Annotated in this window: 10 protein-coding genes; 8 read left to right on the top strand and 2 right to left on the bottom strand. The window is 73.9% G+C overall.

The features are described 5' to 3' along the window. The first annotated feature begins 2 nt into the window (after positions 1-2). The 7 genes from ACN28G_RS27585 (at position 3) to ACN28G_RS27615 (ending at position 7493) form a co-directional block, all read left to right on the top strand. On the top strand, positions 3-1541 hold the full coding sequence (locus ACN28G_RS27585) for a SpoIIE family protein phosphatase (protein WP_421480674.1): 1539 nt from the start codon (positions 3-5) through the stop codon (positions 1539-1541). Between the two features lie 173 nt (positions 1542-1714). Further along, on the top strand, positions 1715-2281 hold the full coding sequence (locus ACN28G_RS27590; RefSeq protein ID WP_091433231.1) for a TIGR03086 family metal-binding protein: 567 nt from the start codon (positions 1715-1717) through the stop codon (positions 2279-2281). A gap of 128 nt (positions 2282-2409) precedes the next feature. Continuing rightward, complete coding sequence (locus ACN28G_RS27595; RefSeq protein WP_189021551.1) at positions 2410-3432, top strand: hypothetical protein; 1023 nt, start codon at positions 2410-2412, stop codon at positions 3430-3432. 200 nt (positions 3433-3632) lie between these two features. Beyond that, positions 3633-4169 (top strand): PadR family transcriptional regulator, encoded by a 537-nt coding sequence (locus ACN28G_RS27600; protein ID WP_091445763.1) that lies wholly within the window; start codon positions 3633-3635, stop codon positions 4167-4169. Beyond that, a complete protein-coding gene (locus ACN28G_RS27605) occupies positions 4166-4867 on the top strand; it encodes an ABC transporter ATP-binding protein (protein WP_091433236.1) in 702 nt (233 codons plus the stop codon). The genes ACN28G_RS27600 and ACN28G_RS27605 overlap by 4 nt, the downstream gene beginning before the upstream one ends. After that, a complete protein-coding gene (locus tag ACN28G_RS27610; protein ID WP_421480675.1) occupies positions 4864-6399 on the top strand; it encodes an FtsX-like permease family protein in 1536 nt (511 codons plus the stop codon). Before ACN28G_RS27605 ends, ACN28G_RS27610 begins: the two co-directional genes overlap by 4 nt. Before the next feature lie 149 nt (positions 6400-6548). Next, a complete protein-coding gene (locus ACN28G_RS27615; RefSeq protein WP_421480676.1) occupies positions 6549-7493 on the top strand; it encodes a threonine ammonia-lyase in 945 nt (314 codons plus the stop codon). 157 nt (positions 7494-7650) lie between these two features. Here ACN28G_RS27615 and ACN28G_RS27620 read toward each other — a convergent pair whose 3' ends face one another. Beyond that, the gene (locus ACN28G_RS27620) at positions 7651-9744 is read right to left on the bottom strand and encodes a S9 family peptidase (RefSeq protein WP_421480677.1); all 2094 of its coding nucleotides are present in this window, start codon (positions 9742-9744) and stop codon (positions 7651-7653) included. A gap of 127 nt (positions 9745-9871) precedes the next feature. Here ACN28G_RS27620 and ACN28G_RS27625 point away from each other — a divergent pair, with 127 nt between their 5' ends. Next, complete coding sequence (locus tag ACN28G_RS27625) at positions 9872-11428, top strand: FAD-binding oxidoreductase (RefSeq protein ID WP_091445765.1); 1557 nt, start codon at positions 9872-9874, stop codon at positions 11426-11428. Between the two features lie 153 nt (positions 11429-11581). Here ACN28G_RS27625 and ACN28G_RS27630 read toward each other — a convergent pair whose 3' ends face one another. After that, on the bottom strand, positions 11582-13660 hold the full coding sequence (locus ACN28G_RS27630) for a SpoIIE family protein phosphatase (RefSeq protein WP_091433247.1): 2079 nt from the start codon (positions 13658-13660) through the stop codon (positions 11582-11584). Positions 13661-13813 lie beyond the last annotated feature (153 nt).

A 13813-nucleotide genomic window follows, 5' to 3' on the forward strand; every position in this document is an offset into this window, starting at 1 on the left:
CGGTGGACGGCAGCCCCGCGACAGTGCTCGTCGTCGACGACAGCCAGACCAAGCGGTACCTGCTGGTGAGCTGGCTGACCCGGGCCGGCTTCCGGGTGGTCGAGGCGGAGAACGGCGCCGAGGCGCTGGCCCGGGTCGACGCGGACCCGATCGACCTGGTGGTGCTCGACGTACGCCTGCCCGACCTGAGTGGCTTCGAGGTCTGTGAGCGGATCAAGGACGCCCATCCGGCGATCCCGGTGATCCACGTCTCGGCACACGCGGTCGACGTGGTGGACCGGGCGCAGGGGCTGACCCGGGGCGCGGACGCGTACCTGGCCGAGCCGATCGAGCCGGAGGAACTCGTCGCGACCGCGCACGCGGTACTGCGCTACTACCAGGCGCGGCAGCGCGCCGAGCTGCTCGCCGAACGGCTCACCGGGCTGGCCGACACCACCGTGGCGGTGCACGCGGCACCGAACTTCGCCCGCCTGCTGGAGGCGGCGGCGACCGGCGCGGCGCAGATCTTCAAGTGCCCGGCGGCGGTGGTGGCCGAGACCTTCGACGGCGACTGCATCGCCGGGGTGTCGGCCGGCCCGGACGCCGGGGCGGAGGTGGTGCCCTGGATCGTCGACGACACCGGGGTGCCCACCGGCTCCACCGTCCGAATCGACGAGCCGGAACACTGGGGCCTGGTCGACTGGCCGGCCGGGGACACCGTCACGGTCGCCGCGGCCAGGCTCCGGGAGGACCGGGCCCCGCTCTACGTGGTGGTGCCGACCCACACCCAGACCGCGCGGACCCCGGTGCTGGTGCAGCTCGCCCAGGCCGTCGCGGCGGCGGTCGAGGGGCAACGCTCCTTCGACGAGGAGCACCGGATCGCGGTCACCCTGCAGCGCAGCCTGCTGCCCCGGCGGATCCCGGAGATCGCCGGGCTGGACCTCGCCGTCCGGTACGAGCCGGCCAGCGCCCAGACCGAGGTCGGCGGGGACTTCTACGAGCTGGTGATGCTCGACGGTCACCTGCTGATGGCGATCGGCGACGTCGCCGGCCACTCGCTGCACGCCGCGACGGTGATGGCCGAGCTGCGGCACGCCGTCCGGGCGTACGCCGTGGAGGGGCACCAGCCGGGGCAGATCCTGCACCGGGTGAACGAGTTGATGCGTACCCTGCTCCCGGCCGAGCTGGCGACGATCTGCGTGCTGCTGCTGCACCCGCCCACCGGGCGGGTCCGGCTGGCCAGCGCCGGGCACCTGCCGGCGCTGCTCAGCCTGGACGGCAAGGTCGACTACATCGAGCACCCGGCCCCGCTGCTCGGGGTCCGCGCCCGCCGCCCCGACGACCTGGAGTTCGTCCTGCCGGCCGGGGCGACCCTGGTGCTCTACACCGACGGGCTGATCGAGCGGCGGGACGTCACCATCGACGACGGGCTGGCCGCGCTGGCCGCCGTCGCCGGCCGGGTCGACGACGACCTGGACGCCTTCTGCGAGCGTCTGGTGGTCGAGCTGGCCCCGTCGGAGATCAACGACGACGTAGCCGTGGTAGCCCTCCGCCGCCGCTGAGGGTGTAAGGAAGGGCCCCCTGTTAACGCTTTCTGATGTAAAGGGGCCCCTTCCTAACGCCGTGCCTGCGGCGTGCGCGGCGTGCGCGGCGTGCGCGCCGTGCCTGTGGCGTGCGCGGTGTGCCGTCGGTCCGGGGCGGCGGGGACGGCCCGGTGGGACCTACGCTGGGCGTCATGACGACGGAGATCGGTCGGTTGTTGGGCGCTGCCGGGCCGGGGACGGTCGCGGTGGTCCGGGGTACCGCTGACGGGCAGTTCGACCTACCCACCCCCTGTGCCGAGTTCCGGGTCCGTGACCTGGTCAACCACCTCTTCGAGGTGGTGGTCAACTTCCAGGCGCTGGCGGTCCGGCAGCCGGTCGACTGGGCGGAGAAGCCGGACTTCCTGACCGGGGACTGGCGGGAGCGGTTCGAGGTCGAGACCGACCGGGTGGTGCGGGCCTGGTCGGATCCGGCCGCGCTGGAGGGCACCTCGCCGATGATGGGCATGCCCCAGCAGGTGGTCGGCGGCATGATCCTGATGGATCTGATCGTGCACGGTTGGGATCTGGCGGCGGCGACCGGCCAGCCCTACGATCCGGCCCCCGAGACGTTGCCCCCGTCGGTCGCGCTGATCGCGCAGCTGGCGCCGCAGGGCCGGCAGTACGGCGTCTTCGGCGCGGAGGTGGCGACCGGCCCGGATGCCCCGGAGCTGGACCGGCTGCTCGGTCTCGCCGGCCGAAACCCGGCCTGGGGCCGCTGACCGCATCGCCCGGGAAACCGGGGGTGACTGCCGATCGAGAGATTTGCAGCATTTAGGAAATTCTGTGAACCGGGTCTGTTGGCCTTCCGTAGTTGTTCCGTCACGGTCGCCGGTTGTCAGGAGCCTGCATGCCCACCTATTACCAAGAGCCCGAGGAGATGGGAGAGCCGTCGACTCCCCGCCGGGCGGACACCCAGGTGTTTCCGGCGTCCTCGACGGAGAGCTCGGACGACGAGTACATGACGGCGAGCATGCCGAACATACCGATCGGGTCGTACCCCAGCGGGCTGGTCGGGCCCGTCGGGCCCGCCGCCGGGCAGCCTCTCGGCGGGCCGGCGGTGAACGCGGCGGTGGCTGGCGTGGCGTCGATGTCCTATGCCCCGCCAGCGCAGAGCCCGCTCGAGGCCCGGGAGCCGGTCCCCGGTGTGCTGACGCGGCGCAACGGCTTCTACGCCAGGACCTCGCAGGACCAGTCCGCGCTGTACGAGGTCCCCAACCCGGGAGCGCTGACCCGGGTGGCCACCGAGCTCAGCGCCCTCACCTCGGACGGTGGGCCGGTCCGGCGGGGCAGCGTCGAGCTCGACCTGTCGCCGAGTCGACGGCTCACCCCCCAGGAGCGGGAGATCAGCGCGCAGAACGCCGGTTTCTACAACTACGACCAGCTCAAGAGCGTGCTGGAGAAGGCGTGGGAGTACGTTCCGCCGAAGGTGGAGACCGGGGGGAACTTCATCAGCGTCATCGGGGCGCTCGTCGAGAACAAGCCGACGGAGATCGCCGGCGCGGCGCTGACCACGGCCACCGCCTTCGCGGGATTGATCAACGCGACGCGCGAAAGGGACTACGAGCGGGCCGCCCTGCACCTGGGCAACCTGGGGGTCGGGGGGATCAACGCCTACAACGTGCACGCCCAGCTCAAGCCGTTGGCTGCGGTGTCGGGATTCGCCGCCATCGGGCTCAACAGCTGGGAGGGGCACATCGACGGGCGGCAGCAGGCCCGTCAGGAAGCCCTGCGGCGTGACCTGGAGCGTCGAGGCTCCGGCACCGTCGAACCCTCCGGGTCCCAGTCACAACCCGACGCCTCGTCGAGCGCGTTCCAGCACCGTCTGCACCGGACGGACACCAGGGCGACGCGGCGGGGCGGTCGCTCCTAGCCCGGCTCCGGCCGGGCCGGCTGCCGCCGTTCGCAGCGACGGCGGCAGCCGGCCCAGGTCGAGCGCCCAGCCGGTGATGGTGGCCGGCCGTCGCCGCGGGGCGGCCGCCGGCAACGCGTTCGAGTGCATCAGGCCCGCCCGGTGAATCGCCGGGCGGGCCCCCTTGACAGTGGCTATTCGCTGAGTGAATAGTTGTGGTCGTGTCCACTCCACACGTGCTGCTCGGTCTGCTCGCCGCCGGCACCCGCCACGGCTACGAGCTGAAACGGGCGCACGACCAGCGGCTGCCCCGGGCCCGTCCGCTGGCCTTCGGGCAGGTCTACGCGACCCTCGGCCGGCTCCAGCGGGACGGCCTGGTGGTGGCCGCCGGGCAGGACCGCGACGGCGGGCCGGACCGGACGGCGTACGCGCTCACCGCCGACGGCCGCGCCGCGCTGGACCAGTGGCTGACCACCGTCGAGCCGCCGATGCCGTACGTCGCCAGCACCCTCTTCGCCAAGGTGGTGGTCGCCCTGGTCGCCGCCGACGTGGAACGGGCCCGGGCCTACCTGATCGACCAGCGGCAGGCGCACACCCAGCGGCTCCGCGAGCTGACCACGGTGAAGACAGCCGCCACGGCCAGTCTCGACGACGTCGTCGCGGCCGACTTCGCCATCGCCCACCTCGACGCCGACCTGCGCTGGTTGCAGACCACGCTGGACCGGGTCGTCGACTGGCACCGGGAGGTGCACTCGTGACGCAGCTACAGGCCCGCGCGGTGGTCAAGGCGTACGGCGCGACACCCGCCCTGCGCGGGATCACCCTCGACGTCGCCGAGGGGGAGATCGTCGCCGTCACGGGCCCGAGCGGCTGCGGCAAGTCGACCCTGCTGCACTGCCTCGCCGGGATCCTGCGACCGGACGCCGGCGAGGTGCACTACCGGGGCCGACGGATCGACAACACCTCCGAGGCGGCCCGGTCCCGGCTGCGGCGTACCGAGTTCGGGGTGTTGTTCCAGTTCGGCCAGCTCGTCGCGGAGTTGACCGCGGCGGAGAACGTCGCCCTTCCGCTGCTGCTCGCCGGCACGCGGCGGCGAGCGGCGCGGACGGTGGCGCTGAGCTGGCTGGACCGGCTCGGCGTGGCCGAGGTCGCCGACGTCCGTCCAGGGGAGATGTCCGGCGGTCAGCAGCAGCGCTGCGCCACCGCGCGGGCGCTGGTCACCGAGCCCCGGGTGCTCTTCGCCGACGAACCGACCGGCGCGTTGGACACGCTCAGCGGCGAGCAGGTGCTCACCCAGGTGGTGCGGCTGGCCCGGGAGCAACGCACCACGGTCGTCCTGGTCACCCACGAGCCGAGGATCGCCGGGTACGCCGACCGCGAGATCGTCCTGCGCGACGGCACGGTCGACCACACCGGACTCGGCCTGGACGCCGCGCTGCCCGGTGGCCGCCGGTGAAACCCGCCACCCTGGTACGCCTCGCCCTGGCCGGCACCCGCACCGACTCGGCCCGGGTGATCCTGACCGCGCTCAGTGCCGCCCTGGCCGTTCTCACCGGGTTGGCCGCCGCGACCGTCCTGGCCATCCCCACCCCGCCGTTCAGCGACCCGGAGAACTTCCTGAGCAACCACTCCGAGCAGTACGCCAGCGGCCTGCTCCGGGAGCCGGGGCTCCGGCCGGGGGTGGCCTTCGCCCTGCTCCTGCTCACCGTTCCGGTGCTGGCGTTGGCCGGGCAGTGCGCCCGGCTCGGTGCCCCGGCCCGGGACCGTCGGCTGGCCGCGCTACGGCTGGCCGGTGCCACCCCCGGTCAGGTGACCCTGGTCGCCGCGCTGGAAACCGGGGTGGCCAGCCTGCTCGGCGCGCTGGTCGCGCTCGGGGCGTACCTGGCCGGGCGGGAGGTGTTCGACCGGCCCGACCAGCGGGGGCAGCTGGCCCTGCCCACCGACGTGCTGCCGCATCCCGGGGTGCTGGCCGCCGTGGTGCTGGGGCTGCCCCTGGTCGCCACGGTGGCCACCGTGCTGCTGCTGCGCGCCGTGGTGACCGGGCCGCTGGGCGTGACCCGACGGGCCACCCGGTCGGGGGCACCCCGACCCTGGGCGGGGCTCCTGATCGGCGTCGGCCTGCTCGCCTTCGCCTCGATCCGACCCGTGCTGGAGGTCTACGCCCGCACCGGCGTCGAGGCGCCGACCTGGCTGGTGCCGACGTTGCTGATGACCGGTGGGCTGCTGGCGATGACCGGGGTGGTGACCGGGGCCGGCTGGTTCTCGTACACCGCGGGCCGGCTGCTGCGCCGGTACGGCCGGGGGCCGGCCGCGTTGCTGGCCGCCGGCCGGTTGACCGCCGACCCGTGGGCCGGTAGCCGTACCCTCGCCGCACTGCTGGCCGCGCTGGTCTTCGGTGGCGGTGCCGCCGGGCTGCGGGCCTACTTCGTCGCCGACGACGCCAGGCTCCGGGAGGAGAACCGCCTGGTCGGCGTCGACGCAGGCGCCGACCCGTTCTACCTCGCCAGCATGGACCTGGTCGACCTGGCGGTCCAGGTGGCCGTGGCGATCGCCGCCGCCGGCATGCTCGTCGCCCTGGTCGAGGGCGTCGTCGGACGCCGCCGGGCGTACGCCTCGCTGGCGGCGACCGGGGTGCCCCGGGCCACCCTGAGCCGGTCGATCCTGTGGCAGGTGCTGGCCCCCGCAGTGCCGGCGGTGCTGCTCGCCCTCACCGTCGGGTTCTTCCTGGCCCGGGGACTGTTCGGCGACGTGACCCGGGACAACCGCGTCTACGTCTGCGACGCCGGCACCCAGCTCTGCTCGGATCCGGCGACCCGGGAGCGCTACACCCGTACCGTCGGCGAGCTGGTCCGGTCGGCTCCGGACGTACCGGTGGAGCAGTTGGGTTGGCTCGCCGCCGGCACCCTGGTCGCGGTGCTGGCCGTTACCGGCCTCGGCCTGCTCCTGCTCCGCACCAGCACCGCCCCCGAAGAACTCCGCACCCCCTGAGGTGTAAGGAAGGGCCCCCTGTTAACGCTTCCGGTAGAGAAGGGAACCCCTTTCGACAGCCGAGGGCGGAGCCGAACTCGGCAGGCGCGATCGCGCGTCGTCGGGGGCTGCCCCGTCCGCGGTACGGGCCGGGGCGCGAAGATGGCCGGATGGACCTCGTCTCGCTGGCCGATGTGCGGGCCGCCGCCACCGACATCGCCCCGACCGTGCTGCGTACCCCGTTGCTTCCGGCGACCTGGGACGACCGGCTCTGGCTCAAGCCGGAGAGCCTGCAACCGGTGGGGTCCTTCAAACTGCGCGGGGCGACCCACGCGCTCGCCCGGCTGGCGGCCGACCGCCGGGAGCGGGGCGTGGTCACCCACTCTTCCGGAAACCACGGGCAGGCCCTGGCGTACGCCGCCCGCGCAGCCGGCGTCCGGTGCACGGTGGTGGTGCCGGAGGGTGCGCCGGCGGTGAAGATCGACCGGATGCGTGCCCTCGGCGCCACGGTGCTGCTGGTGCCCCCGGCCCAGCGGCAGACCGAGGCCGAACGGGTCGCCGCCGAGACCGGCGCCACGCTGGTACCGCCCTTCGACGACCGACGGATCATCGCCGGCCAGGGCACCGTCGGCCTGGAGATCGTCGCCGACCTGCCCGACGTCGACGTGGTGCTGGTCTCGGTGGGCGGCGGCGGGCTGGCCTCGGGGGTGAGCACGGCGGTACGGGCGCTGCGGCCGTCGGCCACGGTCATCGGGGTCGAGCCGGCGCTGGCCGCCGACGCCCACGAGTCGCTTACCAGCGGAACACTGACGAGTTGGGAGCCGGAGCGGACCTACCGGACGGCGGCCGACGGATTACGGACGAACCTCTCCGAACTCACCTTCGCCCACCTGACCGAGCGCCTCGACCGGGTGGTGACGGTGAGTGAGGAGGAGATCATGGCGGCGACCGTCCGGCTGGTCCGCGAGGCCCGCCTGGTGGTCGAGCCGAGCGGCGCGGTGGCGCTCGCCGCCCGGCTCTTCCACGCCGCCGAACTACCCCCCGGCCGTACGGTCGCCGTCGTCACCGGCGGCAACATCGACCCGGCCCGGCTGGCTGCCCTGCTGAACCCCTGAGCCGCCCCGGCCGGCTGGCAGGCCCTACCCCGTCCGGGCGCGTGGCATGCCCGGACGGGGTCCCGGTGCCGTGCGCGCCCAGGCAGCCTGGGTGCCCTCGCGGCGGGTGTGAGAAGGGGACCTTTCTATACCGGAAGCGTTAACAGGGGGCCCTTCCTTACCGAAGGAAGCGGTCCAGGGTCCAGGCGTTGACGAAGGCCTCTTCCTTCCAGGCGTCGTACCGGCCGCTGGGGCCACCGTGTCCGGCACCCATCTCGGTTTTGAGTAGGTAGTCGCCCTGCGGTGCCACCGCCCGCAGTCGGGCGATCCACTTCGCCGGCTCGTGGTAGAAGACCCGGGTGTCGTTGAGACTGGTCACGGCGAGGATCGGCGGATAGTCGACCGGGGCCACGTTCTCGTACGGGGTGTACGACTTCATGTACGCGTACACCTCGGGGTCGGCCAGCGGGTTGCCCCATTCCTCCCACTCGGTGACGGTCAGCGGCAGTGAGGGGTCGAGGATGGTGTTCAGCGCGTCCACGAACGGCACCTGGGCGACGATCCCGGCGAAGGCGTCCGGGGCGAGGTTGGCCACCGCGCCCATCAGCAGCCCGCCCGCCGAGCCGCCCCGGGCCACCAGTCGGTCCCGGGCCGTCCAGCCGGCCTTGACCAGGTGCCGGGCGCAGGCGACGAAGTCGGTGAAGGTGTTCTTCTTGGCCAGCAGCTTGCCTTCTTCGTACCAGCGTCGGCCCAGTTCGCCACCGCCGCGGATGTGCGCCACCGCGAAGATGACCCCCCGGTCGAGCAGGGAGAGCCGGCTGACCGAGAACCATGGGTCCATGCTCGCCTCGTACGAGCCGTAGCCGTAGATGACGCAGGGCGCGGAGCCGTCGCGTGCCGTGCCGGCGCGCAGGACCAGCGAGATCGGGATCCGGGTGCCGTCGTCGGCGAGCGCCCAGTCGCGGTGCTGCTCGTAGTCGGCCGGGTCGAACTCGCGCCCGTCCGGGCCGGGGCGTACCGGGCTGCGCCGGCGCAGCACCAGGGCCCGGGTGACCAGGTCGAAGTCGTACACCGAACCGGGGGTGACCAGCGACGAGTAGCGCAGCCGGATGCTGTTGGTGCGGTACTCCGGGTTGGCGTCCAGCCCGACGCTGTAGATCGGTTCCGGGAAGTCGATGTCGTACGAGTCGGAGGTGCCGACCGGGAGCACCCGCAGCCCGGTCAGGCCGTTGCTGCGCAGCGAGACGACCAGGTGGTTGTCGAAGGCGTCGACCGCCTCCAGCCGGGTGCCGGGGGCGTGGTCGATCAGCGGCACCCAGTCGCCGGGCGCGTCCGCCGAGGTGTACGCCAGCGCGAAGTCCTCCGCGCCGTCGTTGTGCAGGATCAGGAAGCGGTGCCCGTGGTGCTCGACGGCGTACTCGACGCCCTGCCGGCGCTCGGCGATCACCGCCGGTTCGCCGGTCGGGTTGTCCGCCGGGATGACCCGTACCTCGCTGGTGATCTTGCTGTGGATGTCGACCAGGACGAAGCGTTCCGACCGGGTCAGCTCGACGCCCACCCAGAACCGCTCGTCGTCCTCCTGGTGCACCACCTGGTCGTCGGCGGCCGGGGTGCCGACGGTGTGCCGCCAGACCCGGTGGGGCCGCCACGCGTCGTCCACGGTGACGTAGAAGAGCACCGAGGCGTCGGCGGACCAGGCGGTGCCGTAGAAGGTGCCGGGGATCTCGTCGGCCAGCACCTCGCCGGTGTCGAGGTCCTTCACCCGCAGGGTGAACCGCTCGTCACCGGAGAAGTCCGTCGAGTACGCCAGCCAGCGCCCGTCCGGGCTGACGTCGAACGCCCCGAGGGAGAAGAAGTCGTGCCCCTCGGCGAGCAGGTTGCCGTCGAGCAGCACCTCCTCGCCGTCCAGGGGTGCGCCGTCCACGCTGACCGGCGGTTCGGTCTCGCCGTCGCGGACCGCGCGTCGGCACTGCACGCCGTACTGCTGGCCCTCGACCGTGCGGGTGTAGTACCAGTGCGCGCCCTTGCGGGCCGGCACCGACAGGTCGGTCTCCTGGGTGCGCTGGCGGATCTCCTCGAACAGTTCGGTACGCAGGTCGGCCAGGTGCGCGGTGCGCGACTCGGTCCAGGCGTTCTCGGCCTTCAGGTACGCGATGGTGTCCGGGTCGTCCTTGGCGGTGAGCCAGGCGTACTCGTCGACGACGGTGTCGTCGTGGTGGATGCGCTCGGTGGGGACCCGCTTGGCGACGGGCACGGGGGTCTCGGTGGTCACCGGTGTCACGTTACCGGCCGGGCGGGTCGGGGTCGGCCCGCGCGGCACCGCTCGGCGTCGCGCGCCGAGCCCCGACCCCACGTGGTACGGGACTGCGTGCGCTTTCGTACACCTGTACGATCTGGCCATGGCGGCAACAGCGAGTTCCTCGATGGACCGACCCGGAGCCTCCGACATCGTCCGCCGGCTGGTGGAGATCTGCGGCCCGCCCTTCGCCCGCCTGGCCGGCCCGGCCGACGAGGTGGCGGGGTGCCCGGCGCGGTGGGTGGCGGTGCCGGGCGACGCGCGGGCCGCGGCCCGGGTGCTCCGGCTGGCCGCCCAACACGACCTGGCAGTGGTGCCCCGGGGCGCGGGCACCAAGATCGACTGGGGTGCGGCCCCGGCCCGGGTCGACATCGTGCTCGACACCGGCCGGCTGGCCGGCATCGACCGGCCGGCCGGCGAACCCACCGAGGTCGAGGTCGGCGCGGGTACGCCACTGCGCGCGATCCAGGCCACCCTCGGGCGCAGCGGGCACCGGTTGCCGCTGGATCCGCCCTCGCCCGGGGCCACCATCGGCGGGGTGCTCGCGGCCGACGAGTCCGGCCCGCTGCGACTGTGCCACGGTGGCCCCGGGGACCAGCTGCTCCGGCTGCGCTACCTCGACGCCGGGGGAGAGCTGGTCACCGTCCGGCTCGACCCCGCCGACCTGCCCGCCGGGAACGGCGTCGACCTGACCGGGACGGGAGTCAACCCCGACCTGACCGGGACGGGCGTCAACCCCGACCTGGCCGTGACGGGCGTCAACCCCGACCTGACCGTGACGGGAGCCGACCCCGACCTGGCCGCGACGGGAGTCGACCCCGACTTCTGGGCGGCCGGGGCCACCGGGTTCGACGTCGAGCTGCCGGCCACCGGCGGGTTCCACGGGGGCGCTGGAGTGGCGCTGGCCCGGCTGCTCTGCGGCTCCCAGGGTGGGCTCGGCCTGCTGGTCTCGGCGACGCTGCGGGTGCGGGAGGTGCCCGCCGGGCGGCGCTGGGTGATCCGGCCGGTACGGGACCCGGCCGAGGCACGCACCCTGGTGTTGGAGGTGCTCGACGCCGACCTCGACCCGGCGGCGATCGAGCTGCACCTGCCCGCCGACGTCGGCCCCCGGGCGTTCGTCCATCCCGACCACCCCTCGGTGGCCGGTCGTTCCGGGCTGGCCGGCAGCGTCGCGGTGCTGCTGGAGGGTGGGCTGCCCGAGGTCGACGAGCAGGCCGCCCGCCTGGTCGGGATGCTCGGTGCGGAGACCACGGTGACCCGGTCGGCCCCGGACTGGTGGGGGCGGTACCCGTTCGGCCCCGCCGACGTGGCGCTGCGCATCGAGGCCGCCCCGGAGCACCTCTACTCCGCCCTGTACGCGTTGCGCGACTCGGCCGGCGGCCCGGTGTCGGTGCGCGGGTCCTTCGGCTCCGGCGTGCTCCACGCGGCCCTCACCGGCCGGCTCGCCACCGTGGAGCGTGCGGTCCGGATCGTCGCCGCCGCCCGTGCGGTGCTCCAGCCCCGGCAGGGGCGGTGCGTCGTGGTCGCCGCGCCGGCACCGGTGCGTGACGCGGTCGACATCTGGGGCGGCCCGCCGGGCCTACCCGGCCTGCGCGACGCCAAGGACCGGCTGGACCCGCACCGCCGGCTGGCCCCGGGTCGCCTTCCCGGCGGCCTCTGAGCACCGTTCGCCGGCCCCGCGCGGGCCCGGTCGTGCCCGCCCGGACGTGCCGCGCCGCTCGGACGTGCCGCGTCGCTCGGACGTGCCGCGTCGCTCGGACGTGCCGGGCGGACGCGCCGCGCCGCTGCCCGAGTGCCGCTGGACCGGGCACCGTCAGAGCGCGTCGTTGCGGAGCACCAGGATGGCGATGTCGTCGCGGGGCGGCTCCGGCGAGAAGTTGATCGCGGCTGCGCGCAGCCGGGCGGCGACCACGTCGGCGGAGTAACCGCGCAGCGGGGCGGCGGCGTCCCGCAGCCGGGCGGTGCCGTAGAGCTCCCGCCCGCGTCGCCGCTCGGTGACCCCGTCGGTGTAGAAGATCAGCGAGTCTCCGGGGTCGAGCGTGATCTCGGCGGTCGGCGAGGTGATCGAGTCGAGCAGGCCGAGCGCGGTGCCGCTGGTGCCCACGAAGGTGGCACCGCCGCTGCCGTGCAGCAACACCGGGCGGTCGTGCCCGGCCAGGTGCAGGGAGACGTCCAGTTGGTCGCCCTCGCCGGCGCCGACCGCTGCCAGCGCGAGCGTGCAGTACCGCCCGCCGCCCCGGTCGACGAGCGTCTCGTTGAGCCGGGACAACGCCTCCGGCAGCGGCTTGCCGTCGCCGACCAGCACCCGGATGACGTCCCGGACCAGTCCGGTGACCGCCGCCGCCTGCACGCCCTTGCCGGAGACGTCGCCGATCACCACCAGCCAGCGGCCGTCCGGCAGCGGCAGCACGTCGTAGAAGTCCCCGCCGACGTCGGCGTCGTCGCCGGTGGGGACGTACTCGGCGGCGAAGCCGATGCCGTCGACCACCGGCAGCACCGGCGGTAGCAGCGACTGCTGCAGGGTCTGCGCCACCCGGCGGCGTTCGGCGTGGATGCGGGCGTTCTCGATGGCCAGCGCGGCCCGGCGGGCGACGTCCTCCAACACGGCGACCTCGTCGGGGTCGTGCCGGTGCCGTTGGTGCCGACCCACCGCCAGGGTGCCCAGGCGCTGGCCCCGGGCGATCAGCGGGACCGCGAAGCCCTCCGTCGGCGGCCCCAACGGCACCTGGGAGCCGTGCCGGGAGGCCTCGCGCAGCCGGGCCTGGATCGAGTCGGGTCCGGTCTCCCGCAGCACCTGGTGCAACTGTGGCAGCACCGACTCGTCGGCGTGGCTGGCGGCGGCGAGCCGCAACCGGCCCCACTCGTCGGTGGTGTGCACCGCGCACCACTGCCCGAGGCGCGGCACCACGAGCTGCGGGACGAGCGCCATGGTCAGCTCGACGTCGAGGGACTGGGCGAGCAGCTCACTGGCCTCGGCGAGGAAGGTCAACCAGGCCTGCCGGCGGACGTCGGCGCGGCGCAGCCGGTCGTTCTCCAGGTGCAGGGAGAGCCGTTCGGCGGTCAGACCCGCCAACGGCCAGGCGTACCCGCTGGGGGCGGCGTCCAGCTCCAGCTCACCGGAGTACGGGCGGTGCACGGCCAGCGGCACCCGGAGCAGTTCGTGGCCGGGGCGGGGGTGCCGGCCGTACCGGGCGAGCACCTGGGGGCCCTGACCGTCACCCCGGTCCAGCCGGATCACCCCGCCGGCGGCGCCGATCATCTCGCCGAGCCGGGTCAGCAGGCTGGCGGCGAACTCCGGCAGCGGGTCGTCGGCGTACGGGTCGGGGGTGGTCTGCATCAGTTCGCTCATGGCGGCCGCGCTCGGGGTCGAGGACTGCCCGGAGTCGCCGCTGTCCGCCGAGGCGGCCGGCAGGTCCCGCCGGGTCGGCAGCCCCCGGTCGGCGGGGCGGTCGCGGTGCCGTTCCAGCCGGAACCAGACGCCCTTGCCGGTGGGCAGGTACGTGGTGCCCCAGCGGCTGGCGAAGTGGTCGACCAGGAGCAGCCCCCGGCCCCGCTCGGAGACCTCGGTGATCTCGGCGGTGTCGTTGCGGACCCCGACGATCAACTCGTCGACCGGGCCGGAGGCGAAGTCCGACACGGTGACGGTGAGCCCGACCTCGTCGGCGACGACCTCGATGTCCAGTTCGGTGCCGGCGTGTTCGACCGCGTTCGTGGAGAGCTCGGTGGTCAGCAGCAGCGCCTCGTTGACCAGCTCGTCGAGGTCCGCCTCGGCCAGCACGGAACGGACCACGGCACGGGCGGCGGCGGGGGTGCGCCGATCGGCGGGCAGGCGCACCCGCCGTACGTGCTCGTCCAGGCCACCCGTGCTGGCGGCCCCCGCCTGCGCTGACATCCCTCGTATCCTCCACCGCCGGAGGCCGGGTGCCAAGCCGATCTCCACGGTCGGGTCGGGATCCGCTTTCCGGCTCAGCGTCGGCACCCCGTCCAGCGTGGCGATCGGCACGTCAGATGGTGTGCGGCGGCCGGCGGGCACAATGATGGGACG

The organism is Micromonospora sp. WMMA1923, assembly GCF_049179195.1.
Classification (GTDB): Bacteria; Actinomycetota; Actinomycetes; order Mycobacteriales; family Micromonosporaceae; genus Micromonospora; species Micromonospora yangpuensis.

Bases quoted from the DNA above. Each gene is read 5' to 3' on its own strand.
- ACN28G_RS27590 (WP_091433231.1), top strand. From the start codon at position 1,715: ATGACGACGGAGATCGGTCGGTTGTTGGGCGCTGCCGGGCCGGGGACG.
- ACN28G_RS27595 (WP_189021551.1), top strand. From the start codon at position 2,410: ATGCCCACCTATTACCAAGAGCCCGAGGAGATGGGAGAGCCGTCGACT.
- ACN28G_RS27615 (WP_421480676.1), top strand. From the start codon at position 6,549: ATGGACCTCGTCTCGCTGGCCGATGTGCGGGCCGCCGCCACCGACATC.
- ACN28G_RS27625 (WP_091445765.1), top strand. From the start codon at position 9,872: ATGGCGGCAACAGCGAGTTCCTCGATGGACCGACCCGGAGCCTCCGAC.
- ACN28G_RS27630 (WP_091433247.1), bottom strand. From the start codon at position 13,660: ATGTCAGCGCAGGCGGGGGCCGCCAGCACGGGTGGCCTGGACGAGCAC.